We start from the raw sequence: 26396 nt of genomic DNA, 5'->3' as shown, positions 1-26396 counted from the left end.
GCGATTACGACAGCCGGCGGCGGCGGCGGCCTGCCAGATCGAGCACCACGGCGGCGGCCCGCGCGCTGGGCTTCAGGCCGTCATCGGCGGGGCCGCCCAGGCGCGCCAGGGCCTCACGCAGCAAAGCGGCCTGAGCCTGACGCGCCGCCGGCTGGTCGATCAGCGGCGCCGCCAGCGCGATGATCCGGTCCGCCGTCACCTCGGCCTGCAGAAGCTCGGGCACGATTTCCCGCGCCATCACCAGATTGAGCAGGCTGACATGCGGCACCCGCACCAGCCGGCGGGCGATCGCGCCGGTCAGGGCGTTCACCCGATAGACCACCACCATCGGCACGCCCTGCCGGGCCAGTTCCAGTGTGACGGTGCCGGATGCCGCAATCGCCATATCGGCGGCGGCAAAAGCATCGCGCCTGCCGGCGGCATCGTCGACCACCACCGCCGGCTGCGGCAAGGCCCACTGCGCCACCGCCGCCCGCACCCGATCGGCCTCGGCCCGGATCGCCGGCACCACCACGCGCAATCCCGGCCGGGTCGCGGCCATCATCGACAAGGCCTGGCCCATCGGCCCCTGAAGCCGGCTGATCTCGCCCTTGCGGCTGCCGGGCAGCGCCAGCACCACCGTATCCTCCACAGCGATACCATGCCGGGCGCGAAAGCCCGGCCCGTCGCCCGTCGTCACCGCATCTTCGACGGCCGGATGGCCGACAAAGGTGCAGGGCAGACCGACGCGGGTGAACCAGGGCGGCTCGAACGGCAGCAAGGCCAGAAGATGATCGAAGATCGCGGCGAATTTCTCCGCCCGCTTCGGCCGCCACGCCCAGACGGTCGGTGCCACGTAATGCACCAGCACCAGCCCCAGCGGCTTCAGTCGTGTGGCCAGCCGGCGGTTGAAGCCCGGGCTGTCGATGGTCACCACGATGTCCGGCCGCGCCTGCGCGATCGCGTCAGCGGTCTGATCCAGGCGGCGGCGCAGATTGCGCAGATGCGGCAGCACCTCCAGCAACCCGAACAGGCTGAGTTCCTCCATCGGAAACAGGCTGTCGAAGCCCTCGGCCGCCATCGCCTCGCCACCCACCCCCATCAGCCGCATCCGGCCGCCGGTCCGTTCAACCAGCGCCCGGATCAACCGTGCGCCGATCAGGTCGCCCGACGCTTCACCGGCGATGATGGCAATCAGCGGTCCTTGGTCGGAACCGGCGGAGGATGCCGGCTTCATGTCGCCCCCATGATGAACAGCCCGCCCCGATCGGCCGCGGCGATCAGCGCCGGCCGATCGATCACCAGAACCCGCCCGGCGCCGACCGCCAGGCCGGCAAAGCCCGCACGGGCCAGTTGATCGATGGTCTCGCTCCCGATCGTCGGCCAGTCGACACGCCGTTCCTGACCGGGCTTGGCGGTCTTGACCAGCACCGGACGCGCGCCCGGACGGGCGAGGTCGCCGGCGCGGGCAATCAGGGCCGCCGTGCCCTCGATCGCCTCCACCCCCAGAACCACACCCTGCTGCACCACCACGGCCTGTCCGATATCCAGCCGGCCCAGCGCCTCCAGCACCTCGATGCCACGGCGGATATCGGCGCGCGCCTGATCATCGGCCTGGACACGGCCCCAGATGCCGGGGGGGGCGTTCAGGCCGTCGACCACCTGATCGGCGCCGACCACCCGGAAACCCTCGGTCTCAAGATCGGTGATCACCGCCTTCAACAGCGCATCATCGCCCTGCCCGATCCGGGTCGCGACCCGGGCCAGCAGCCGGGCGCCGCGCGCATCCGGCATCACGGTCGAGAAGGACGGACGCTTGATCCCACCCGCCAGAACCAGATCGCCGACACCGGCCTGCTTCAGAGCCGCGATGATCCGCCCGGCCGCACCGATGCGGATGACGGCATGGGGCAGATCCGCGAACCGTGCCGGATTTTCGGTGCCGTCCAGCACCACCACGAAAACCGCCCGCCCGGCATCACGCGCCGCCTGGATCACCAGTTCAGGCAGTCGGCCATTGCCGGCGATGACACCGAGCGTATCGCCGCTCACGATGCGCCATCCGCCCCGGTCCTGGCGCGGGGGCGGGTCAGCGCCCGGTCGGCCTCGGCGCGGACGAAATCGATCAGTTGATCGACCACAGGATTGCCGCCGAACTCAGCGACCACAGCCGCCAGACGGTCGGCCTGGGTGCCGTCTCCCTGGAACAGGCGTCGATAGGCCGCTCTGAGGGCGTGCATGTCGTCGCGCGAAAATCCACGCCGCTTCATGCCGACGATATTGAGGCCGGCCAGATGCGCCCGATCGCCGGTGACGGTGCCGAACGGGATCACGTCGGCCTCGACACCGGACATCCCGCCGATCATCGCATGCGGGCCGATGCGGACCCATTGATGCACCGCCGACAACCCGCCGATGATCGCATGGTCGCCGATGCGGACATGCCCGCCCAGCGTGGCGTTGTTCACCAGGATGCAGTCATTGCCGACATGACAGTCATGAGCGACATGGGCGCCCACCATCAGCAGAACCCGGTCGCCGACGCTGGTCACAGCCCCGCCACCTTCGGTTCCCGGATTGATGGTGACATGCTCGCGCACCGTCACGTCACGGCCGATCTCGATCCGGTTGGGCTCGCCCCGATACTTCAGATCCTGGGGCTGATGGCCGATGACCGCAAACGGAAACGCCCGGAAGCCACTGCCGATCCGGGTGGTGCCGGTGATCACGACGTGGCTGTGGAGCACGGCGCCGGCGCCAAGCTGCACATCGGAACCGATCAGGCAGAACGGCCCGATCCGGCTGCCCGCGCCGATGATGGCGCCCGGCTCGACAATCGCCGACGGATGGATCTGGGCCTCAGGGGCATCGGCAGCGGGATGGTCCGGATTGTCTGCGCTCATCGGCTCCACATTCATGCGCGGTCGACGATCATGGCGGCGAAGGTTGCCTGCGCCACCACCTTGTCGTCGACGGTCACCCGGGATTCGAACTTCCAGACATTACCACGGCTCTGTTTCTTGATGACGATGACACGCATCACATCCCCCGGCTTGACGGGGCGGCGGAATCGGGCTTCCTCGATGGTCATGAAATAAACCAGCTTGCCCTCGCTGTCGGGCCCCAGCGTGCGCACCACCAAGACCGCAGCGGTCTGCGCCATGGACTCGATGATCATCACACCAGGCATGATCGGCGCGCCAGGGAAATGGCCCTGGAACTGCGGCTCGTTCATGGTCACGCACTTGATACCGACAGCGCTGACGTTCGGCTTCACGTCGACGACCTTGTCGATCAGCAGGAACGGATAGCGATGCGGGATCATTTCCATGACCCGCTCGATCTCGATCACCTCGGACGGCGCGTCGATCACAGTGGACGCAGTATCGGGCGACACGGTTGCATCTGGCATGGGGGCCTCGCTCATCTTCGTCGACATCCCTCGTGTTCTCGTCGTCTGACCTGCGGTCTGTTGATGTCAGTCTTCGTGTTTGCGTTTGGCCAGCCGCGCGAGAGCGACCGTCTGGCGATGCCAGTCCCGGATGGGGATGGCCGGAAAGCCCCCCATTTCCGAGCCGGGTGCGATGGCGCGGGTGACCCCGCTGCGGGCGGCGATCCGGCTGCCGCTGCCCACCTTCAGATGACCGGCAAAGCCCGATTGACCGCCCGCGACCACATAATCGCCGAACTCGGTCGACCCGGAAATGCCGACCTGGGCCACGACCACACAGCCGCGCCCGAGACGGACGTTGTGGCCCAACGTCACCAGATTGTCGATCATGCAGTTGTCGCCCAATACGGTATCCGGACCGGCGCCACGATCGACGGTGGAATTTGCCCCGATCTCGACGTCATTGCCGATGATCACCCGCCCCACCTGGGGAATACGCACATGGCCGGCGGCGGGATCGCTGGCGAAACCGAAACCGTCCTGGCCGATCCGCGCACCGGTGTAGATATAGACCCGGTCGCCCAGGCAGGCAAAGCCGACATAGGCCCCGGCCCCGATCACACAATTCCGCCCGATCACCGTGCCCCGGTCGATGACGGCATTTGCCTGGATAATGGTGCCGTCGCCGATCTCGGCCCCCGCCATCACCACAGCACCCGGACCGATCTCGACACCTTGCCCGATCACGGCGCCATCTTCAACTATAGCGCGAGGATGCGTGCCAGGATTCGCTGAAAGCGGCGGATGAAAGCAGCGTGACACCCGGGCAAACGCCATATAGGCGGCCGGTGCCACAAGAAGCGGCAGATGTTCGGGCGCGCGCGGCACATCGGCTGCCGCCATGATGCACAGCCCGGCCCGGCACTCGGCCAGCTTGGAAATATAGCTGCGATTGCTGAGAAAAGTGACGTCCCCGGGACCAGCACTGTCGATGGAGGCAACGCCGGTCAGAAGCCCCGCCGGCGGTGCACCGTCGAGCACGCCATTCGCTGCTGCGGCAAGCGCCTCGGCGGTGAACGGACCTGCGGTTTCGAAAAAGCGCGGATCGGCCATCTCTGCCTGTCCCTCATGTCGGCTGCGGCACCGTGACGTTGCCATCACGATGCCGCGACCGGTTCGATCGACCTTCGACGCCGCAGGACACAAAGCCCGCCTGGCGTCGCCATGAGGTCGTGTGTCTACTTGCCCTGAGCCTTCGGCAGATCCAGCCGTGGCACCGCCTTGTTCATCCGCTGGATGACTTCGTCGGTCACGTCCAGGCTGTTGTCGACAAGGATGGTGGTCTGACGCGGCAGCACCAGCGTGTAGCCGCGCTCCTCGGCCAACGAGGCCAGGATCTGCAGAAACACCCGGTCGATTTCCACCTGAGCACGGGCGCTGGTTTCGTCGAAAGACCGGCGACGCTCGGCAACCGCCTTCTGCATTTCGCCGAACTTACGCTCGAAATCCTCACGACGTTTCTGGAAGGCCTCGGGCGACAACAGAGACCGCTGCTTCTGCAGGTCTTCCTGCTCCTTGCGCAGCGCCTCCTCGTCCTTGGCGATGCCGTCACGGAAGCCGGCGCGAACCTTGCCGAGCTGTTCCTGAAGGCTCTTCGCGGCGCTGGTCTCCTCCATCACCTTCTGAACGTCGACCACAGCGACATTCAGGGTCTGCTGTGCGGCGGCAGGGCCGACGGCCAGCAGGGAGGTGGCGCTGAAGGCAAGCCCGGCGGCGAGCGCAATTTCACGCAGGCGCCGGCCGATCATGGGAGTCATGGGTTAGAACCTCGTGCCGAAGCTGAAACGGAAGACCTCGGTGTCATCGAAGTCCTCCTTGAGAACCGCCTGGGCGGCATCCAGGCGGATAGGGCCAAATGGCGAAATCCAGGTCAGGCCGACGCCGATGGAGGCGCGGATCGAGTTGACGTCCTGAATCTCGGAGCCACTGTCATCGATCTCGGTCACCGTGCCGAAATCGGAGAACACGCGGCCGCGCACATCGTAATCATCCGGCAGGCCAAGCGGGAAGCCCAGCTCGACCGAGCCCGCATAGAGCAGATTGCCGCCCAGCGCATCGTCGGCCACCGAATCGCGCGGGCCCACGCCGGCCGTCGCAAAACCGCGCAGACTGTCGCCACCAAGGAAGAAGCGATCGTTGATCGGCACATCGTCGCCCAGGCCGACGATATAGCCCACCTGCCCCGAAAGACTGCCGACCACGTCATCGGTGATCGGATAGTACCAGCCGGCTTCGGCGCGATGGCGGGCATAGCGCGCATCGCCGCCAAGGCCTGCCAGATCCTGCGTGAAGCGCAGCAGATAGCCGGATCGTGGATCGATGCGGCTGTCGCGCTTGTCATAGGTGAAGGTCTGACTGACGATAGAACTCAGCCGCTCGCCTTCCTGTTCCCGAATGAAACGCGATGCATTCTCGCCGACATCGGTCACTTCGTCGTTGCGCAGAGTGTATTTCAAGCCGTGGCGCAGGCTTGGCGTCAGCCAGTAGTCGGCGCGGAGCGCGCCGCCGGTGGTCTTCTGAACGTAGTTCGATTCATCCTCGCGATCGATCTCGCGACGGAAGAGGTCAAAACCGGCGGCGACGTCGCGGTTCAGGAAATAGGGCTCGGTAAAGCTGAGATCAACCAGCTGTTCATCGCCCGACAGGGTGAAGCCGACGCGCAGATCCTGGCCGCGCCCCAGAAGGTTGCGTTCGCGGATGCCGACGTCACCCAATGGACCTGAGCCGGTTGAATAGCCGACACCGAACGAGATTTCACCGGTCGACTTCTCGGCGACGTCGACCTTCACCACGGTCTTGTCGGGATCGCTGCCGGGCTCAGTCGTGACCTCGACCTTGTCGAAATAGTCGAGGTTGCGCAGGCGGTCGCGCGATACCCGCACCCGCTCGGCATTGAAGGGATCACCCTCGGCCACCCGGAACTCGCGCCGGATGACCTCGTCCAGCGTCCGGGCATTGCCGTTGATCTCGATCCGCTCGACGAAGCTGCGCGGCCCTTCATCGATCTGGTAGGCAACGTTGATGGTCTGGGTCTCGCGGTCGCGGGTGACCGCCGGCTCGACCCGCACAAATGGAAAGCCGCGATCAGTGACTTCGGTGGTCAACGCCTCGACAGTGGTCTCGACCTTGCTGGCGTCGTACCAGTCTTCCGCCTCAAGCTGAACCAGATCCTGAAGGGTCGAGGTATCGAGCCCCGGCAGGGTCGTCTCCACATCGACCGAACCGATCTTGTAGCGCTCGCCCTCATCGACCACGAAGGTCACAAAGAACTCTTCGCCATCGGGCGCCAGTTCGGCCACGGCCGACTGCACGGTGAAATCCGCATAGCCGTTCTTCAGATAAAAGCGGCGCAGCAGTTCCCGGTCATAGTTCAGACGGTCGGGATCGTAGGTGTCGTTGGAGGTGAAGAAGTTGTACCAGCGCGCCTCGGTGGTCAGCACCACGTCGCGCAGCGCGCCGTCGCTGAACCGGTCATTGCCGACGAAGCTGATCTTGCGCACCTCGGTGCGCGGCCCTTCCTCGATCTCGAACACCAGATCGACGCGGTTCTGATCCAGCTGAATGATCTTGGGATCGATCCGGGCACCATAGCGGCCATTGCGCCGATAGACTTCCTGCAGCCGCTCGACATCCTGAGAGACGCGGGTGCGGGTATAGACCGTGCGCGGGCGCAGCAGCACCTCGCGTTCAAGATCCTCATCCTCAAGCCGTCGATTGCCCTCGAAGTCGATCCGATTGATCACCGGGTTCTCGACCACATCGACGATCAGGGTGCCGCCCTGCACCCTGAGCGCGACATCGGCGAACAGGCCGGTGCCATACAGGGTCTTCAGACTGTCGTCGATCAATGCCGGATCGGCCGGGTCACCAGCGCGCAGCGCAAGATAGGACCGGATGGTCTCCGCCTCGATGCGCTGATTGCCGTTGACCTCGATCCGGTCGATCCGGGCGGATGCGGCTTGCGGCGCCACCGGCGCCTGTGCATGCGCGATTGCCGTGCTGGCGAGCAATGTCGCCGTCAGGGTCATGGCCAGCCAAGAACGCGGCACGCGGGGCCTCCCACCTCAAGCCTGTTGTCGGACAGGCAGTGTCGCCCGTCCGACGCGATCAGAACATTCATGTCTTCCGCCGGGACGCCCCGGCGGAATGGCCGTCCGGCAGAGCCCGCGCCGAAGCGCCGGGTCAGCTGAACAGGCCGGAAAGATAATCGACCACCCGCAACCTGACGAGGTCGTTCCAGGTGGCAACCACCATCAACGTCAATACCAAGACCAGCCCAAGGCGGAAACCATATTCTTGCGAACGCTGGCTCAATGGCCGGCCGCGCACCGCCTCGGCGGCATAGAATGCCAGATGTCCGCCGTCTAGCAAGGGGACAGGCAAAAGATTAATCAGACCCAGATTGATCGAAAGCATCGCCGTGAACCAGATCACCGTGGCGACACTCATGCGGACCACCTCGCCCGACATCTGTGCGATACCGATCACACCAGCCAGTTCTTCGGTGCCGCGGTCGCCGGCGATCATCTCGCCGACCGAGGTGAAGGTCAGGACGACGATCGATATAGTCTCACGCGCCGCACCACCGATGGCCTCCACCGGTCCCTGACGGACCCATTCGGTGCCCGATGCCGCGATGCCTATGCGCGGCATCTGATGGGTGTTGCCGAAGCGGTCGTCCACCGACACCATTTCGGGCGTCAGTCCGATGGCGAGCATACGGCCGTCCCGGTCGACGGCCAGCGTCACCGGCGCTCCGTTTCCAGCCATCACAGCGGTCTGAAGCTCTTCAAATCGCGTGACGGGCTGGCCGTCGATGCCGATGACCCTGTCTCCAGGTTCCAGGCCCGCGGCCGCGGCGGGGCTGTTCTCGACCACCGTGCCGATCACGGCCGGCGTGGTCTGCTGGCCCCAGATCATGTACAGCGCCGCCAGCGCCACGATCGCATAAATGAAATTGAACACCGGACCGGCGGCAACGATGGCTGCCCGCGCCTTCAGCGGCCGCCCCTGGAACGACACCTTGCCGTTCTCAAGGTCGTCGGCGGCACTGCCGCCGGCACTGCTGGCATTGGTATCGCCGTACATCTTCACGTAACCGCCGAGTGGCAGGAGCGACACCTTCCAGCGGGTGCCGGATCGGGCGGTCCAGCCGAATATCTCGGGGCCGAATCCGATCGAGAACGTCTCGACCGTCACGCCGCACCGCCGCGCCACCCAGTAATGACCAAACTCATGAACGAAGACGACGATGCCAAGCACCACGGCAAAGCCGATAGGGTAGCTCAGCGATTGGATCAATTGGTCCATCTGTGGCTTCAGGTCCAGCGATTAAGTGGGCGACAGCCTGTGGGCGCCGGCGCAAAGGGTGGTCCGAGAGCGACGAGGGCGAGCGGCACGGATCGGGCAGGTCTCGGCGCGCGCGCCGCCTGACGCCTTGCCGGGCACGTGGGGTCAGCGTGCCGCCACCAGATCCGTCGCGCGCCGGCGTGCCGCCTGATCGAGCGCGATCACCTCGTCGATCGATGTTGGCGCACGCCTGGCTTCGCCATCAAGCGTATCTGCAACGATGCCGGCGATGTCGAGGAAGCCGATGCGCCGGCTCAGGAAAGCCGCCACCGCCACCTCGTTCGCAGCATTCAGGATTGTGGCGGCGCCATCCCCGCATTTCAAGGCATCCCGGGCCAGCGCCAGACAGGGGAACCGGCGGTCGTCCGGCGCCTCGAACGACAATGTCCCGACCCGTGCCAGATCGAGCCGGTCGCTCGGGGCGTGACGCCGGTCGGGCCAGGCCAGGGTCCAGGCGATCGGCGTGCGCATGTCGGGCGCGCCCAGATGCGCCAGCACCGACCCGTCGGCATAATAGACCAGACCGTGGACGATCGATTGCGGGTGTACCAGGATATCCAGGCGATCGATGCCGACCGGAAACAGATGATGGGCTTCGATCAGTTCCAGCCCCTTGTTCATCATCGTCGCGCTGTCGACCGAGATCTTGGCGCCCATCGACCAGTTCGGATGGGCCACTGCCTGCTCAGGCGTCACGCGCCGCATCTCGTCGAGCGGCATGGACCGGAACGGCCCGCCCGACGCCGTCAGAACCACGCGCTCGACCGCATCGATCCGGTCGGGCTCCAGGATCTGGGCGATGGCATTATGCTCGCTGTCGGCCGGAAGCAGACGAGCGCCGTGGCGTTGGACCTCGGCTGTGAACAGGTCGCCGGCACAGACCAGGCACTCCTTGTTGGCCAGCGCCACCAGCGCGCCACGCCGCACGGCGGCAAGCGTGGGCGCCAGCCCGGCCGAACCGACGATCGCCGCCATCACCCATCCGGCCGGTCGCTCCGCGGCCTCGATCAACGCATCGGGACCGGCGCCGACCGCAATGCCGGTGCCGGACAGGCGCTGCTTCAGCTCCAGATAGCGCGCCGGGTCGGCGGTCACCGCGAAGCGCGCCCTGAGCCGGATCGCATCCTCGGCCAGTTGGTCGATATTGCCGTTGGCGGTCAGTGCCTCGACCGGATACCGCTCAGGGTCACGGGCGATCAGGTCGATGGTCTGTCGGCCCACCGATCCTGTGGCCCCCAGGATCGAGACATGGCGGGCGGTCGACGCGGTCGCGGATGTGTCGGTCATAATCCCTCGGCAATCAGACCACCGGTCAGAAGCAGCATGATCACCAGCGCGGGTGCTGCAAACAACAGGCCGTCCAGGCGATCGAGCAGACCGCCATGGCCGGGAAGCAGCCGGCCGCTGTCCTTGACGCCGAAATGGCGCTTCACGCCGCTCTCGACAAGGTCGCCGATCTGTTCCACCACGGCAAGCATGGCGCCGGCCGCCGCGATCCAGCCCAGATCCGACAGTTCGCGCCCGCCCGCCAGAACGGCGATCAGCATCGAGACGACCGCCGCAGAAAACATGCCGCCGCCAAGCCCCGCCCAGGTCTTGTTCGGGCTGATCCGCGGCGCCAGACGAAAGCCGCCGATCGCCCGCCCGAACACGAAGGCGCCGATATCGGTCGCCCAGACCACCAGCATCAGCCAAAGGGTGAGTTCCAGCCCCTGTGGCCGGGCGCGCAGCCAGATCAGCGCCAGAATCGGCAGCCCGACATAGACCACGCCGGCACCAAGCCAGCGCCGGCGTGCGCCCTGGATATGAACGAAGCCCGCACAGGCCGCGGAGGTGGCGACAAGCGCCAGCGCCACGTCGAACCGCCCCTGCCCGGCCATCCAGGCCGCTGCCCCCAGAACCGCGCCCAGGGCCAGCCCGATGGTGGTCCACAAACCGCCCTTGAGGTCGACCAGCCGGCGCCATTCATTCAGCAGCAGCACCGCAAGCACGCCACCGAACAGATGGAAGGCAGGCCCGCCGACATAGATCAGGGCCAGGACCGGCGGCCCCAGCACCAGCGTCGTCAGAAGGCGCAGTTCCAGGGTCCGTCTGCGCTCGGCCTTCAATCCGGCCGCCGCGGCGCGTTCCTCGGCCGTGAGCTCGGTATCGGCGGCGGCCAGGGCCGCCGGGTCACGCCGGCGAAACAGCGCCATAGCGACGTTCGCGGCGTTTGTATTCATCGATCGCGGCATCGAAGGCGGCCGCATCGAAATCGGGCCACAGCACCGGCAGGAAGATCATTTCGGCATAGGCCAGCTGCCAGAGCATGAAATTGCTGATCCGCTGCTCGCCGCTGGTCCGGATCACCAGATCCGGATCGGGCAGCGTGTTGGTTTGAAGGTGGGCGGTGATCGCATCCTCGTCGATCTGGTCGATCGACAATGTACCCGACGCCACCTCGGCCGCCATCTGGCGGGCCGCCTCGGCAATCTCGGCGCGCCCGCCATAGCTGATCGCAATGGTCAGCACCATGCCGGTGCAATGCGCGGTCCGCTCGGTGGATCTCACCAGCAGATCACACATATCCTTGGACAATCGAGACCGGTCGCCGATGAAATTCAGGCGCACGTTGCGATCGGCCAGCAACCGCACTTCACGATCCAGATAGAAACGCAGCAGCCCCATGAGGTCGCGGACCTCATCCATGGGGCGCTTCCAGTTCTCGGATGAGAAGGCGAACAGCGTCAGATAGGCGATGCCGTGGTCGATCGCCCGATCGATCACTTTGCGGACCGACTCAGCGCCACGGTAATGGCCGACCGTACGCGGCAGGCCACGGGACTTCGCCCAGCGGCCATTGCCGTCCATGATGATCGCGATGTGGCGCAGGGTGGGCTCAGTGGCCAGCGCCATGGGGCTCGGCTCCATCGACGTTGCCTCTGGGTTCAGACCTGCATGATCTCCTTTTCCTTCGCGCTCACCAACTCGTCGATCTGCTTGATCCGCTCATCCGTGACGGTCTGCACCCGATCCGACGCGCCGCGAAGCTCGTCCTGACTGATTTCGCTGTCTTTTTCCAGCCTCTTCAGCTTGTCAAGGCCATCACGGCGGACATTGCGCACCGAAATCCGGGCCTGCTCGCCATAGCGGGCGGCAACCTTGCCCATTTCACGGCGGCGATCCTCGGTCAACTCCGGAATCGGCACCCGGATGACAGCACCTTCGGCGATGGGGTTCAGGCCAAGACCGCTGTCGCGGATTGCGCGGTCGACGGCTTTGGCAAGGCTCTGGTCCCAGACCTGTACCGACAGCATCCGCGGTTCGGGAACGCTGATCGTCGCCACCTGTGACACCGTCATCTCGGAACCATAGGCGTCGACCCGGACGGGCTCCAGCATGTTCGTCGATGCGCGACCGGTCCGCAGACCCGCCAGTTCGTGCTTCAGGGCGTCGATCGCGCCGTCCATCCGACGGCGGACGTCCTTGATGATGTCATCCTTGGACACGGTTCAGGCCTCGTTGGCAATGATGGTGAACGGCCCCCGACCATGGATCACTTCGGCGAAGCCGCCGGCGTGATGCAGGTTGAACACCACGATCGGGATATTATTGTCGCGTGCGAGCGTGATGGCAGAAGCATCCATCACCTTGAGGTCGCGCGAAAGCACTTCCAGATAGCCAAGGCTGTCATAGCGCTCGGCACGCGGATCTTTCTTGGGGTCGGCGGTATAGACGCCGTCGACCTGCGTTCCCTTCAACAGGGCATCGCAGCCCATCTCCACCGCCCGCAAGGCTGCCGCCGTGTCGGTGGTGAAGAACGGATTGCCGGTGCCGGCTGCAAAGATGACCACCCGCCCCTTCTCCATGTGGCGGACGGCACGGCGGCGGATATAGGGCTCGCAGATGCTCGACATGGGGATCGCCGACTGCACACGCGTGGCGACGCCGATCCGCTCCAGCGCACTCTGCATGGCCAGGGCGTTCATCACGGTCGCCAGCATGCCCATATAATCGGCCGTGGCCCGCTCCATGCCGGTCGCGGCACCCGAGATGCCGCGGAAGATGTTGCCGCCGCCGATCACCAGGCAGACCTGCACACCCATCGCCTGCACGCCGCGGATCTCGCCGGCGACCCGCTCGACCATGTCGACGTCCAGGCCGTACTGGCGGTTGCCCATCAGCGCTTCGCCCGAGACCTTCAGAAGGACCCGGCGGAACCGCGGGGTGGAGAACGACATGGGATGTCTCCTGTTCGACGACGCTCATCGGCGGCCTGGTGGCGCGCGCACGTTCGGGGGCTGACGTCCGGCAATCCGGCGGTGATGGCGCCCGCCGGCTCATGGCATGGGCACGGCTTACCTGCCACGGCGGATACGCCGGGCACGGGCCGTGTAACGTATAGCCGCGCCGGCCCGGCATGGCAACCGCCGCAACCGCCGATCCGCGCCGGATGGCGGCGACAAAAAAGGGGCGCCCGATACGGGCGCCCCTCTCCGGCCCGGTTTGCACCGGACCCTGCCTGTTCAGGCGATCACGCGCCCAGGGTCTTCTGGACCTCGGCGGCGAAATCTTCCTGCTTCTTCTCGACACCCTCGCCCAGCTCGAAGCGGGCAAAGGCGGTCAGGGTCACCGGCGCACCGACAGTGGCCTTGGCGTTCTCGACCACCTTGCGGATCTTGGTCTCGCCGTCGATCACGAACACCTGCTCCAACAGGCAGACCTGTTCGTAATACTTGCGGATGCGACCCTCGACCATCTTCTCGATGATGCTCTCGTTCTTGCCGCTCTCGCGGGCCTGTTCGATCAGAACGGCACGCTCACGGTCCAGCGCATCGGTGCTGACATCGCCGATATCCAGCGCCTCAGGGCGGGCGGCGGCGGCATGCATCGCGATCTGGCGGCCCAGCTCTTCCAGCTTGGCCTTGTCGCCGGTCGATTCCAGCGCCACCAGCACACCGATCTTGCCCAGGCCATCCGTGACCTGATTGTGGACATAGGCCGCGATCACGCCATCCGAAACCTCAAGCACCGCGGCTCGGCGCAGGTTCATGTTCTCGCCGATGGTGGCGATCAGGTCGGTGAGCTTCTCGGCGACGGTGCCGCCATCCGGGAACGACGCGGCCTTCAGCGCCTCGATCTCGGCGCCAGTGCTCAGGGCAACGCCGGCGACCTTGGTCACGTAATCCTGGAACTTCTCGTTGCGGGCGACGAAGTCGGTCTCGGAATTCACCTCGACCACGGCGCCGCGGGTGCCGGCGACCTTCAGGCCGACCAGGCCCTCGGAGGCAACGCGGCTCGCCTTCTTGGCCGCCTGCGACAGACCCTTGGTGCGCAGCCAGTCGATGGCGGCATCCAGGTCGCCGCCGTTCTCGGTCAGCGCCTTCTTGCAGTCCATCATGCCGGCGCCGGTCTTCTCGCGAAGCTCCTTCACCAGGGCAGCGGTGATCTCAGCCATAATCCACCTCGTGTAAGTTCTATCGAGCGCAGTCGCGTTGTGTGCGTCGCGTCACGGAAATCGTCGCGGGCTGGATGCCATACAGCGTGATGCCGCCGGCACCCACCCGTCTTGTGCCTTGTCAAGCTCTGGCCCCGCCCAAGAGGCCGGGGCGTCCGGTTGCCGGAAACACGAACGGCGGCACCCCCGGGGCGCCGCCGCATCGCCGGTCGCACTCTGGGGAGAGGCGACCGCTCATCCGAACCGCCGGATGCGTCAGGCCTGGGCCGGCGCCTCACCAGCGGGCGCCTCGGCGGCGGCCGGCTCTTCAGCAGCGGCCTCGTCAGCCATGCCCTCGTCGTCGAGATCGACCGCGACCGGATCGGACAGCGCGCCCATGTCGGCGCCCGAGCGGATCATCTCCTGCTGGATGCCGTCGAGAACCGCGCCCGACATCAGCTCCAGATACAGCTGGATCGCCTTGGTCGAGTCGTCATTGCCGGCAACCGGGAAGGTGACGCCATCGGGGTTGGAATTGCTGTCCAGGATCGCGATCACCGGAATGCCCAGCTTCGTCGCCTCGCGGACCGCCAGCTCTTCCTTGTTGGTGTCGATCACGAACAGCGCGTCCGGAAGGCCGCCCATGTCCTTGATGCCACCAAGCGAGGATTCGAGGTTGTCGCGCTGACGGGTCAGCTTCAGCAGTTCCTTCTTGGTCAGGCCCAGATCGGCCTGCTGGTCGAGGAGCTGCTCGATCTCGCGCAGACGCCGGATCGAATTCGAGATGGTCTGCCAGTTGGTCAGCATGCCGCCCAGCCAGCGCCGGTTGACATAATACTGGCCGCAGCGCTTGGCGCCTTCGGCAACCAGATCCTGTGCCTGACGCTTGGTGCCGACGAACAGAACGCGGCCGCGGTTGGCGACGATGTCGCGCACCGCTTCCATCGCACGATACATCTGCGGCTGGGTCTCGCGCAGGTCGATGATGTGGATCCCGTTGCGGGTGCCGAACAGATACGGCGACATGCGCGGGTTCCAGCGGCGGGACTGATGCCCGAAATGGACGCCGGCTTCAAGCAGCTGGCGCATCGTAAAGGTGGGGAGTGCCATGGAAAACGGTCCTTTTCCGGTTCGGCCTCCGCGAGGTTGAGATCTTCGCCGGCATCGCACGACCTGAAAAGACGTCGTGCGACGGGCCCCGACGAAGACACCGGAGCGACACCGATAACCGGACCGCGCCGGACATCCGGCTGATCCACTGCATCGGGCCGCGGGCCTCGCGTGCGTGTGAACGCCCCGGCGATAAGGTCACCGGGACGGCCGCTCTATAGCCCGCCGGGGCGCATTTGGCAAGAGTTTAGCGGCCGGATCGCAGCCGAACCAGTCCCGGGTCGACGGATTCCCGTCGGTCGGTCGTGATCTGCCCGGCCGGGGGTGCCTCCGGTCCGCCGAGCCTGCCCGCCACAAGATCCTGCCAGAATGCTTCGGCATCGGCGGACAGGCGCGCCTGACGCCGGATCGCCTGAACGACGAGCGGCACATCGAATTCAGGACCGCCGGCGCGCACGAGGTGCCGCTCCGCCCGATCGGCCGTCGTGATGCTCCGGGGCAGCCAGGCGACACCGAGGCCCCGTCTCGCCATGAGACGCAGCCCGTCGGAATAATGCGTGGCCCCTGCGCGGCAGAGATCGACGTCCGGCCAATGCACCCGCGCCAGATCGAGCGACCAGTTCAGGGAACAATCCTCCGGATAGTCCAGCACCGGCACCCGACCGATACCCAGGCGATATCGTGGCCGCTGCTCCTCGTCGCAAGCGGTGAACGGTATGAGAACATCGTGCGCCAGAAGCGCACGGACCGCGGGATCGGGACGCAGCGCCTGAGGCAGCCGCTGGAACAGATGCCCTGCCTGATCGGCGAGGCAGATGACGACATCGACCTCGCCACGATCAAGGGCCGCGAAACATGGCAGAACGTTCAGCGACGTCACCACCAGTGGAAGATGGCCGAGAACGGCCTCGACCTGCGGGAACCAACCCTGAAAGAAATTGACACTCATGAGATGAGGGGCGGCGATCCGGATCGTCGATCGCCCGCTTGCCGCATGAGAGGTGAGCCGGTCGCGGAGATGCGTCACCTCGCCGACAACCGATTGCGCGACGCCCAGCACCTCGTAGCCGGCATCGGTCAGACGAAGCGGGATGCCAGCCCGGTCGACAAGCGGTGCGCGCGCCCACCGCTCCAGTGACTGGATCCTGCGGCTGAAGCCGGATTGCGTGACATTGCGCCGGTCCGCGGCCCGCGTGAAGCTGCCGGTCTCGGCCAGGGCAATCAGGTCTTCCAGCCAACGGATATCGAGCATCGGTCGATCCCTCTGCTGTGGCGCGCCAATGCAGGATGGACATGGTGCCACGGAACAGCCGGTCTTTTCCTCGCCCATTCCTTATGAACCACGCCGGCCTTATGAACCACGCCGGCCTTATGAACCACGCCGGCCTTATGAACCACGCCGGCCTTACGAACCACGCCGGCCTTACGAACCACGCCCGCTGTCATGCACCACACCCGAACGCGGTCGACGGGGACATGTCCTCGCCGACGGGTGCGCCCGACGCCGGATCAGGTCGCGGACCTGGTCCGGCGAGCCGCTTCCAGACGATACAGCACCGACTGGATCACCCTGGGCAGCGTGAAGATCGGCAACTGACTCGCCGCGAAATAGAGCGCCATGGTTGGTGTGACCGCAGCACCCAACGCCGACCACAACAAGCCGACATTGCGATTGCCCGCGATCAGCCCGGTGGTGAACCGCATCCGCAGATTGCCGGGAAACATCAGCGCCGCAAAGAGTTGAAGGAAGATATTGCACCCAAATGCCAGGGCGACGACCCCCATGGCGAACTCGGGGTCGTTCTCGATCATCGCCCGCGCGCCCGACATTGTCCCAAGGGCAAACAGGATCAGCGCGGTCACCACCACGGCATCGACCGCGCGGGCGTGGCGGTTCAGCGCGCGCCCCACGAAACGACGCAGCAGAAGTGCCACCCCTTCCGCCGAGCCGATCAGCAACACCAGACGGAGCGCGAGGTCAAGGGGGGCAACCGCCAGGGAACTGCCGGCTGAGAACAGATCGGCGATCACCGGCGCCGTCAGGGGGGTCAACGCCATCGATGCCAGCGTCGCGACCAGGGGCACCGCCGGATCGAGACCCAGCATGCGGGCCACCGCCGACGTGCCCGAGGATGGCGGCGCCGACACCGCCAGCACCAGCGCCAACACCAGATCCGTCCGCAGCCCGGCCGCAATCGCGGCGACACCGACAAGGATCGGACAGGCGATCATCACGAAGACCGGAAGAACCACCGACACGCCGGTGCGCCGGGCGGTGGCGATCACCACCGGCGGCTCCACCCGCAGCAGGGTGCCCAGCACGAAGATGAAGACCATCACCGGCATGGCCGGACGCACCGTATCGGCGGCGGCCGGCCAGATCAGGCCCAGACAGACGCAGCTCGCCAGAAGCGTCGTGCCATGGCGGGTCATGCGGTCGATGAGCAGAACGGCAAATCCGGCAAGTCTGCGCGAAGGCATCGAAAGGCGGTCCTCAAAGCGCGTGCGCCACCGATCATGTCGGCAGACGACGTTGATGGCCTCCGCATCCTATCCGCCGGACACAGCTTCGGGACAATGCGCTCTCAACACATCGTCATGCGAGATCCGCATGACCCACCCGACGCATACCCCCGCCGGCCACAGCCGCCGCACAAGCGGCAAGTCTCATGATCGCGCCAAAATAACACCTAGCTCTCAGGTCTCGATCGCATCGGTCACACCGGGCGTCAGCTTCAGCGCCGCACGCAGGGCCGGGGTGATCGAGACCGGCTTGGGCAGTTCAAGCCGGACCACCTGGCGTTCGCCCTCAAGATCGATGTCGAGTTCCAGGGTAATGCGGCCGCGACCTTCGGGTTCGCGCTCGATGACCCGGCGGATCTGAGCGAGCGCGCGTTCCTCCGCCACCTGGATGGTCAGGCGTGACGACGACGATGCGGCGACGTCGTCGAGCGAGCGGACATTCTGCGCCGTCAGCCGCACGGTATCGTCGCGCCATTCGCCGCTGGCCTCGATCAGCAGCGGCACGCCCGGTTCAAGCAGATCCCGGGCCTGGGACAGCACCTCCGAGAACAGGGTCACCTCGAACACTCCGGTCGGGTCCGACATCTGGGCGAAGGCGAAGCGGCTGCCTTTGGCGGAGCGACGCTCCTGCTTGGCGATCAGGGTGCCGGCCAGCTTCAGCCCCGCCGCCCCTTCCCGTTCGAGCTTCGCCGCCAGATCGCCGGCGCGCACCACCCCCAGCCGGTCCATGACCTTGTCATAGGCATCCAGCGGATGGGCGGAGAGATAGAATCCCACCGCCTCAAGCTCGCGCTTCAACTGCTCCATGGGCATCCACGGGTCGATCGCCGGCATCGGCGGTTTGGGAACCGCCTCGCCGCCCGGGCCGCCGAACAGGCTGACCTGATTGCTCTGGCGTTCCTCCTGCGCCGCCTGGCCATAGCGCAGCACCATGTCGATGGCGTTCATCACCTGGGCGCGGTTGGCGTTCAGATGATCGAAGGCCCCGGCCTTGGTCAGGCTTTCCATCATCCGCTTGTTGATCACCTTGGTGCCCAGCCGCGCCGACAGGTCGAACAGGTCGCCATAGGCGCCGCCCCGCCGGCGTTCCGCCACCAGTTCGGCCATCGCCTGCGGACCTACCTGCTTCAGCGCGCCCAGCGCATACAGGATGTCGCCGCGCGGCGCCTTGGCCGTCCGGCGCACGGCGAACATGGCATCCGACTGGTTCACATCCGGTGGCACCACGCCGATCTTCAGCCGGTTCAGCTCCTGGCGGAATCCGGCGAGCTTGTCGGTGTTGTGCATATCCAAGGTCATCGACGCCGCCATGAACTCGACCGGCCAGTTGGCCTTCAGATAGGCGGTCTGATAGGCGACCAGCGCATAGGCGGCGGCATGTGATTTATTAAAGCCATAGCCGGCGAACTTCGCGATCTGATCGAAGATAAGGCCGGCCGTGTCCTTGTCGACGCCATGGGCGACGGCGCCCTTGGTGAAGCTTTCGCGCTGGGCGTCCATCTCCTCCTTGATCTTCTTGCCCATCGCGCGGCGCAGAAGATCCGCCTGCCCCAGGCTATAGCCGGCCAGCACCTGGGCCGCCTGCATCACCTGCTCCTGATAGATCATGATCCCATAGGTTTCCTCAAGGATCGGCTTCAGCAGCGGGTGCAGATATTCGGCCTTCTCGGAGCCGTGCTTGACCGCGATATAGCGCGGGATGTTGTCCATCGGACCCGGACGGTACAGCGCCACCACCGCGATGATGTCCTCGAACTTGTCGGGGCGGAGCTTGCGCAGCACATCGCGCATGCCGGAACTTTCCAACTGGAACACGCCGACGCCCTCGCCGCGCGCCAGCATGTCGAAGCTGGGCTTGTCGTCGAGCGGCACCCGGTTGATGTCGAAATCCGGATCGACCTCGCGGATCAGCCGTTCGGCGGTGGTGATCACGGTCAGGGTCTTCAGACCCAGAAAGTCGAACTTGATCAGCCCGGTCTGCTCGACATATTTCATCGAGAACTGGGTGACCGGCATGTCGGAGCGCGGATCGCGATAGAGCGGCACCAGTTCGTCGAGCGGCCGGTCGCCGATCACGACGCCGGCGGCGTGGGTGGAGGCGTGACGATAAAGTCCTTCCAGCTTCAGCGCGATATTGATCAGCCGCGCCACCTGCTCGTCTTCATTCCGCGCCCGCTGCAATGCCGGCTCGCCATCGATCGCCTCCTGCAAGGTGACCGGATTGGCCGGATTGTTCGGCACCAGCTTGCAGATCTTGTCGGTCTGACCGAAGGGCATACCCAGCACACGGCCGACATCGCGCAGCACCGCGCGGGCCTGAAGTTTACCGAAGGTGATGATCTGGGCGACCCGGTCGTGGCCATACAGGTCACGGACGTGCTGGATCACCTCGTCGCGCCGGTCCTGGCAGAAATCGATATCGAAGTCGGGCATCGACACGCGTTCCGGATTCAGGAACCGCTCGAACAGCAGCCCGAAGCGCAGCGGGTCGAGATCGGTGATGGTCAGCGACCACGCCACGACCGACCCGGCGCCCGATCCGCGTCCAGGGCCAACCGGAATGCCATGGGTCTTCGACCACTGGATGAACTCGGCGACGATCAGGAAATAGCCGGGGAACCCCATCTTGATGATCACGTCCAGCTCGTAATCCAGCCGGTCGCGATAGGGCTTGGCCGCCGCCTCCCGTCCGGCCGCATCCAGGCCGGGGGTATAGGTATAGACGATGCTGTCCAGCCGCGCCTCCAGCCCCTCACGCGACAGGCGCCTCAACTCGTCTTCCTCGCGCGCATTCGGATCGCGGGTGGATTTGGGCAGGATCGGCTTGCGGAAGGGTGCCTTGGCGGCACAGCGCCGCGCGATGACCAGCGTGTTATCAACCGCTTCCGGCAGGTCCGCGAACAGGTCCCGCATCTGCCGGGCCGATTTGAAATAATGATGCGGGGTCAGTCGGCGCCGGTTGGTGTCTTCGATATGCCGGCCCTCGGCGATGCACAGCAAGGCATCATGGGCCTCGTACATCGCCTCGGTGGTGAAGAACACGTCATTGGTGGCGACCAGCGGCAGATCCAGGTCATAGGCGATATCGACCTGGCCCGGCTCGCTGTCGGCTTCCAGGGCTGGCGGGGTTTCCCCCGGCCCGCAATGGCGCATCAGCTCGATATAGAACCGGCCGGGGAAGATCGCCGCCAGCCGTTCGGCCTGGGCGCGGGCCTCGTCGTCGCGGCCTTCCAGCACGCGCGCGCCCACCGGCCCCGCCGGACCACCCGACAGGCAGATCAGATCGGTCGCGAACTGCGCCAGCACGTCTTCCGACACCTGCGGCGTGTCGCCGGTAGGTGTCTTCATGAAGGCATGGCTGACGATCCGGCCCAGATTGTCATAGCCGGTGCCAGACTGGGCCAGCAGCACCAGCGGCTCGGGCTCGGGCCTGCGGCCGAAGCGGTCTTCGCCGGCACTGCGGGTCAGCCGGATCACCATGCCCAGGATCGGCTGGATGCCCTCTTTCGGCAGGGTCGACGAGATTTCCATGGCGCCGAACAGATTGCCGGTATCGGTGACCGCCACCGCCGGCATCTTCTGCGCCTTGACCATCTTGACCAGATCCTTGGTCTTCACCGCCCCTTCCGACAGCGAATAGGCGGTGTGAACGCGGAGATGGACGAAATCGGCATGCGACACGGGACCGGGCACTCCTGACGGCGGCGGGGATCGGCCCTCGAAATCTGGACCAAATCCCCGACCGCTGCAACCTCGCCCGGCCCCGCTGATACGACCCGTGTCAGCCGGCGAAGACCCCCGGCCGGCTGTCCCGCCAGGGCTGCTGCCGTTCCAGATCATGGGCCAGTTGCAGCAGAACGTCCTCGCGCCCCATGCCCGCCGCCATCTGGATCGGCACCGGCATCGCATCATGCATGCCGGCCGGCACGGTGATCGCCGGCAGCCCGGTCATGTTGAACTGGGCGGTGAACGGAACCGCATCGAACAGGCGGTCATACCAACCCTGGGCATCCAGATCCGGATCGTTCTGATCGAGATAGCCCAGCGGCAACGGTGTGCGCCTCAGGGCCGGCATCAGGATGACGTCATACTGCGTTAGAAACGCGCCAAAACTTCTGGATACTGTGTTCATCACCGAAAACACGTCTTCGATATCCATGGCGGTCAGCCGGTTGCCGGCGCGCGCGCAGGCCAGGGTGACCGCTTCCACCGTATCCGGCCCCGGCTCGCGGCCGGTGGCGGCGGCCACGCCGTTGAGGCCGACGGCCAGGAACGACATCCATGCGGCGAAATTCGCGCGATTGAAGGCATCGACATCGTATTCCGGCGCGGCCTCCTCGACCATGTGGCCGTTTGCCTCCAGCAGACGCGCGGTGCGCGACAGCGCCTCGTCGATCTGCGGCTCAACCGCCGGCGCCTTCGGCCAGTCCCGCACCAGCGCCACCTTCAGCGGCCGGGTGTCGGCGGCGATGGCACGGGTATAGGGCATGGTGGGCGGCGCGATGCCGAGGGTTGCGCCAATATCGGGACCGGAGACGGCATCCAGCAGCGCCGCGCAGTCGCGCACCGTGCGGGTGACGGCGAATTCATTGGCCATGCCCAGCAGCGGCATACCGTAATACGGCCCGAACGGGATCCGGCCCCGCGACGGCTTCAATCCGACCAGTCCGCAGGACGCCGCCGGAATCCGGATCGAGCCGCCACCATCATTGGCATGGGCCACAGGCACGATCCCGGCCGCCACCGCGGCGGCAGACCCACCCGACGAGCCGCCGGGCGAGCGTTCGGTGTTGTACGGATTGCGTGTCGGTCCGTTCAGCACCGCCTCGGTGGTGGCGTTGAAGCCGAATTCCGGCGTGGCCGTGATTCCAATGGTGTTGAGGCCGGCCTTGCGAAAGCGCGTGAACAGCTCGCTGTCGACTGGCGGCACGAAAGCACCCTCGGCCAGCATGCGCGTGCCCATCATCTGCGGCACCCCGCCCACAGCCAGAACCAGATCCTTGACCAGAAACGGCACACCGGCGAACGGCCCGGTGTCGTCTCCAGCCACCGGTGGGTCCAACCTGCGGATGACGGCATTGATCGTGCCGTTCACCGCATCGATCGCCCGGTTGGCGCAATCGGCAAGCTCGGCGCCGCTGACCTCGCCGGCCTTGACCAGGGCCGCCAGGCCGGTTGCGTCCTGTGCGGTATAGTCTTTCAGATCCATGGGTGGCTCCTCCCTGTTGTCTGCCGGTCTGGTGCCGGACAGGGTGATCTTCGGCCGCCCGCGATCAGAGGACCATGGTGCAAATGACCTATGCCGACCCCTGGCCGTTGCCGCCGACCGGGGCCGCGCCCCCCAGGGCTGCGGCCAGGGTCGCGCGGTTGCCGACCCCCAGCTTGTCATAGATCCGGCTGGTCTGGTTGCGCACGGTTGCGGGGGCCACACCCAGTTGCCGGGCGACCTGCTTGTGGTTGAGCCCCTGCACCAGAAGCGCCGCGACCTCGGCTTCACGCCGGCTCAACCGGCTGGCCGGAGACAGGGCTGTCACCCGCACCGCCCGTAGGCCGGCATCGTCACCGGCGGCTGTCGGCATGGCCGTGACGACCAGCCCCAGATCGTCCATCACGACCGGGCCGGGGCCGGCCAGCGCCCCGCCGAACGCCGCCTTCAGCCGATAGCGCAGCGGACCGTCGATATCGATCCCCAGCGCGCGCAGCCGCGCGCCGCCGAAGATGCAATGGCCGGTCGCCGAGACCAGCAGCTCGACACCCGCCTCGTCGGTGGCGACGGGTCGCTCGGCCCGGTCGCGGATCTGCCGGTCCAGCACCTCCACGGCGGCGTAGATGAAGTCCTGTTCATCCGCATGCCAGTTGCGAAGCCGCGCGCCGCCCCGGCGATAGCAGGCGAGAAACAGCGCCCCCTGAACATCGGGGCGGATCTGTGTCGCCGAGGCGACGGCGCCAAGATCGTAGCGATCGGCCATGGCGACCAGCCCGTCTGTCTCCCGGCTCTGGCCGCGGCGCCAGGTAGCCACCTGTCCCGGTGCCCGGCTGATCTGGTCGAGCAACAGGTCATCATGACGCATTGCCTGCCAGGCCTGGAAATACCCGCCGGGCAGGTTCAGCGTCGCCGTGCCATGAACAACCACGCCCGGCCCGGACAGACCGGCCCCGGCGCCGCCACCTCGCGGTCCCCAGCTCATGAACCCGTACCACGCGGAATCGAAGCCGAGCACCTGCGCCAGCCGGTCGACACAATGATCGAGGGCCGCAAGCGGCGGTGCCTGTTCAAGAAACCCGTCGGCATCCTTGAGATAGGCCGAGAAGGTCCGGATACCAAAGGTCATCGGCCTGTCCCAGATTGCGGAACGATCGCCGGCTATCGTGACATGCGGCGCCGGATGCCGCAACCGGGCTATCCGGCTGGCAGGCTGGGAGAAATCATCGCGGGCCGGGGGAAATAATCGCCGACACGGGCGAGGTGAAGGCCGCACGCGCCCTGGCCACGGCCGCACGGGTCACACAACCCGCGACATGATCGTTGACCAGCCCCATCGCCTGCATGAAGGCATAGACCGTGGTCGGCCCGACAAAGGACCAGCCGCGCCGCTTCAGCTCCGCCGACAAGGCGACCGATTCCGGCGAGGTCGCCACCGCCTCGATCGGGGCCGCGCGCTCTGGGTCGGCTTCATAGCGCCACAGACAGGCGGCGAGCGAGCCTTCGGCATCGATCAGGTCGGCGGCACGCCGGGCATTGTTGATCACCGCCATGATCTTGGCCCGGTTGCGCACGATGCCCGGATCTCCGAGCAGGCGTTCGACGTCAGCAGCCGTAAAGCCGGCCACGCGCGCGATGTCGAAGCCATGAAAGGCGGCACGGAAATTCTCGCGCTTGGCCAGAATGGTCCGCCAGCTCAAGCCCGACTGAAAGGTCTCAAGGCACAGCTTCTCGAACAGACGCTGATCGTCGCCGACCGGAAATCCCCATTCGGTGTCGTGATAGCGCAGAAAATCCGGCGCCGCCGCGCACCAGCGGCAGCGCGGCAGGCCGTCCGGCCCCTGGATCGTTGCCATGGTCATGGGCTACGCGGCCAGGAAGGCGAGCCGGGCATCGGAACGCGCCGGCGCCACCTCAACGATCCGTGGCGTGACCACGCCGCCAGCCACGAAGGGATCGGCCATCACCCGCGCCTCGATCTCGTCGCGTGAGACGCCGTGGGCCAGAATGGCGCCACCCGCCGCCGGCTTCAGGCTGCCGGCGAGCAGAAACACGCCATCGTCGAATCCCTGGGCAAGCCATGCGTTGTGATCCGCCATCAGACGACGCGCGGCCTCGCCATTGCCGGGCGCAGGGCCGGCCGCGACTGTCAGAAGCACGATGAACACGATCGGATATCTCCCGGTCATTTGCCCCGCGGCACCGCGCCGCGGCTGTATTCGTGCATCAGTCTGCCATCAGGGCGGCGGACGGAAGACACAAGAAACTGAACAGGCCCCTGCAAGACTGTTTCAGCATCCTGTCATCTCAGAGACCGTCATCACCCGACAGACGCGGCGCCAGCGCCTTCAAGGCACCGGCCAGCGCATCGCCGACTGCCCGCACCCGGGGGGGCACACGGGCCATCTGGGGATGAACCAGCAGCCACAGCTCGGTCGACAGCTCGGGAACCGGCGGTGCGACCCTGACGACATCCGGCAGGGCCGCGCCCACGAAACAGGGCAGCAGGCCGAAGCCGATGCCGGCACGGATCGCCTGAGCGGCACCGGGTAAGGTATTCGCCCGGAAGCGGATCGCGTCTGGCGGCAGTTCTGCCGTGATCCACGCGCCCGGACCTGAACAGGCAAGAGCGTCGTCATAGCCGACCCAGGGGCCATCGACCGGATCGGCATGCCGCGCCGCCAGTGCCGCCTCTGCGTGAACGGCCATGGCAATGGTGCCGACCCGTCGGCCTTTCAGGGCCGGATCTGGGCTGTTGGTGACGCGCAAGGCGATATCGGCACTGCGCCGGGCAAGTGGCAGTGTCTGATTGTTCACCACCAGATCGATGGTGATCCGCGGCAGCTCCCGGCACAGATCGGCCAGAATTGCCGGCAGAAGATGATCCGACACCGCATCGGGAGCCGTCAGCCGCACACTGCCGTGCAGATTGTCGTCGCGCCCCGCGATCCGTTCTTCAAGGGCGGCGATATCGCCGCGCATGCGCAGGGCCAGCACGCACATGTCCTCGCCCGCATCAGTCAGCGTCCAGCCACCGGGCATGCGCTCGAACAGGCGCACGCCAAGCCGGTCTTCGACCAGCCGGCAGCGTCGCGACAGGGTCGGATGGCTGATCCGCAGCGCCACCGCCGCGGCAGAGAGGGTGCCATGTTCGGCCACCGCCAGCACGAGCCGCAGATCGTCCCAGTTCAGGCCGGTCGCAGACGACGCCATGCAAAGTACCGCGGTTGATGATGGTTGGCGGACGACGGCCGCCTGTCACGATCGCTATAGCGCAGATCGTCCCATACCCGCCAGCCCCTGCACGTTCGGCACGCCACAACGAAAAACCGGCAGCCCCAATAAGGACTGCCGGCTTTCCGTAC

Annotated in this window: 23 protein-coding genes; all 23 read right to left on the bottom strand. The window is 66.2% G+C overall.

Translation table 11 applies throughout. The annotated features are described in order from the left end of the window. Positions 1–4: 4 nt before the first annotated feature. Positions 5–1216 (bottom strand): lipid-A-disaccharide synthase, encoded by a 1212-nt coding sequence (gene lpxB / locus WG924_RS03105; protein ID WP_345931553.1) that lies wholly within the window; start codon positions 1214–1216, stop codon positions 5–7. Further along, positions 1213–2031: an LpxI family protein gene (locus WG924_RS03100; protein WP_345931552.1), complete on the bottom strand. Its 819-nt coding sequence runs from the start codon at positions 2029–2031 to the stop codon at positions 1213–1215. The genes lpxB and WG924_RS03100 overlap by 4 nt, the downstream gene beginning before the upstream one ends. Continuing rightward, on the bottom strand, positions 2028–2882 hold the full coding sequence (gene lpxA / locus WG924_RS03095) for an acyl-ACP--UDP-N-acetylglucosamine O-acyltransferase (protein ID WP_345931551.1): 855 nt from the start codon (positions 2880–2882) through the stop codon (positions 2028–2030). The genes WG924_RS03100 and lpxA overlap by 4 nt, the downstream gene beginning before the upstream one ends. 11 nt (positions 2883–2893) lie before the next feature. Continuing rightward, complete coding sequence (gene fabZ / locus WG924_RS03090; RefSeq protein WP_372045124.1) at positions 2894–3406, bottom strand: 3-hydroxyacyl-ACP dehydratase FabZ; 513 nt, start codon at positions 3404–3406, stop codon at positions 2894–2896. Between the two features lie 51 nt (positions 3407–3457). Continuing rightward, on the bottom strand, positions 3458–4483 hold the full coding sequence (gene lpxD / locus WG924_RS03085) for a UDP-3-O-(3-hydroxymyristoyl)glucosamine N-acyltransferase (RefSeq protein WP_345931550.1): 1026 nt from the start codon (positions 4481–4483) through the stop codon (positions 3458–3460). A gap of 125 nt (positions 4484–4608) precedes the next feature. After that, positions 4609–5187: an OmpH/Skp family outer membrane protein gene (locus WG924_RS03080; protein WP_345931549.1), complete on the bottom strand. Its 579-nt coding sequence runs from the start codon at positions 5185–5187 to the stop codon at positions 4609–4611. A gap of 3 nt (positions 5188–5190) precedes the next feature. Then, positions 5191–7479, bottom strand: a complete 2289-nt coding sequence (gene bamA / locus WG924_RS03075) for an outer membrane protein assembly factor BamA (protein WP_345931548.1) — start codon at positions 7477–7479, stop codon at positions 5191–5193. Positions 7480–7612: 133 nt separating this feature from the next. Further along, complete coding sequence (gene rseP, locus WG924_RS03070) at positions 7613–8740, bottom strand: RIP metalloprotease RseP (RefSeq protein WP_345931547.1); 1128 nt, start codon at positions 8738–8740, stop codon at positions 7613–7615. 144 nt (positions 8741–8884) lie between these two features. Continuing rightward, positions 8885–10066 carry a 1-deoxy-D-xylulose-5-phosphate reductoisomerase gene (locus WG924_RS03065; RefSeq protein ID WP_345931546.1) on the bottom strand — a complete coding sequence of 394 codons (1182 nt, stop codon included), beginning with the start codon at positions 10064–10066 and terminating at the stop codon, positions 8885–8887. Further along, positions 10063–10974 carry a phosphatidate cytidylyltransferase gene (locus WG924_RS03060; RefSeq protein ID WP_345931545.1) on the bottom strand — a complete coding sequence of 304 codons (912 nt, stop codon included), beginning with the start codon at positions 10972–10974 and terminating at the stop codon, positions 10063–10065. Before WG924_RS03060 ends, WG924_RS03065 begins: the two co-directional genes overlap by 4 nt. Further along, complete coding sequence (gene uppS / locus WG924_RS03055; protein ID WP_345931544.1) at positions 10952–11674, bottom strand: undecaprenyl pyrophosphate synthase; 723 nt, start codon at positions 11672–11674, stop codon at positions 10952–10954. Before uppS ends, WG924_RS03060 begins: the two co-directional genes overlap by 23 nt. A gap of 32 nt (positions 11675–11706) precedes the next feature. After that, the gene (gene frr / locus WG924_RS03050) at positions 11707–12228 is read right to left on the bottom strand and encodes a ribosome recycling factor (RefSeq protein WP_345931543.1); all 522 of its coding nucleotides are present in this window, start codon (positions 12226–12228) and stop codon (positions 11707–11709) included. 42 nt (positions 12229–12270) lie between these two features. After that, positions 12271–12999, bottom strand: coding sequence for a UMP kinase (gene pyrH, locus WG924_RS03045; protein WP_188575510.1), 729 nt, complete (start codon positions 12997–12999; stop codon positions 12271–12273). Positions 13000–13292: 293 nt separating this feature from the next. Further along, a complete protein-coding gene (gene tsf / locus WG924_RS03040) occupies positions 13293–14216 on the bottom strand; it encodes a translation elongation factor Ts (RefSeq protein WP_345931541.1) in 924 nt (307 codons plus the stop codon). Positions 14217–14471: 255 nt separating this feature from the next. Further along, positions 14472–15305, bottom strand: coding sequence for a 30S ribosomal protein S2 (gene rpsB, locus WG924_RS03035; RefSeq protein WP_188575514.1), 834 nt, complete (start codon positions 15303–15305; stop codon positions 14472–14474). Between the two features lie 247 nt (positions 15306–15552). Continuing rightward, positions 15553–16557 carry a LysR family transcriptional regulator gene (locus WG924_RS03030; protein ID WP_345931540.1) on the bottom strand — a complete coding sequence of 335 codons (1005 nt, stop codon included), beginning with the start codon at positions 16555–16557 and terminating at the stop codon, positions 15553–15555. A gap of 257 nt (positions 16558–16814) precedes the next feature. After that, positions 16815–17786, bottom strand: a complete 972-nt coding sequence (locus tag WG924_RS03025) for a hypothetical protein (RefSeq protein WP_345931539.1) — start codon at positions 17784–17786, stop codon at positions 16815–16817. Between the two features lie 216 nt (positions 17787–18002). Then, complete coding sequence (dnaE, locus tag WG924_RS03020) at positions 18003–21509, bottom strand: DNA polymerase III subunit alpha (RefSeq protein WP_345931538.1); 3507 nt, start codon at positions 21507–21509, stop codon at positions 18003–18005. 100 nt (positions 21510–21609) lie between these two features. After that, on the bottom strand, positions 21610–23037 hold the full coding sequence (locus WG924_RS03015) for an amidase (protein ID WP_345931537.1): 1428 nt from the start codon (positions 23035–23037) through the stop codon (positions 21610–21612). 88 nt (positions 23038–23125) lie between these two features. After that, positions 23126–24160, bottom strand: coding sequence for a helix-turn-helix transcriptional regulator (locus tag WG924_RS03010; protein ID WP_345931536.1), 1035 nt, complete (start codon positions 24158–24160; stop codon positions 23126–23128). 94 nt (positions 24161–24254) lie between these two features. Then, positions 24255–24893: a DNA-3-methyladenine glycosylase I gene (locus tag WG924_RS03005; protein ID WP_345931535.1), complete on the bottom strand. Its 639-nt coding sequence runs from the start codon at positions 24891–24893 to the stop codon at positions 24255–24257. Positions 24894–24896: 3 nt separating this feature from the next. Then, positions 24897–25199: a YciI family protein gene (locus WG924_RS03000; RefSeq protein WP_372045125.1), complete on the bottom strand. Its 303-nt coding sequence runs from the start codon at positions 25197–25199 to the stop codon at positions 24897–24899. Positions 25200–25338: 139 nt separating this feature from the next. Beyond that, positions 25339–26244 (bottom strand): LysR family transcriptional regulator, encoded by a 906-nt coding sequence (locus WG924_RS02995; protein ID WP_345931534.1) that lies wholly within the window; start codon positions 26242–26244, stop codon positions 25339–25341. Positions 26245–26396 lie beyond the last annotated feature (152 nt).

It is taken from the genome of Tistrella arctica, from assembly GCF_039630945.1.
In the GTDB taxonomy this organism is placed as follows: domain Bacteria; phylum Pseudomonadota; class Alphaproteobacteria; order Tistrellales; family Tistrellaceae; genus Tistrella; species Tistrella bauzanensis.
Note: the sequence above shows the minus strand (reverse complement) of the source record. Positions and strands in the feature narration are given on the sequence as shown.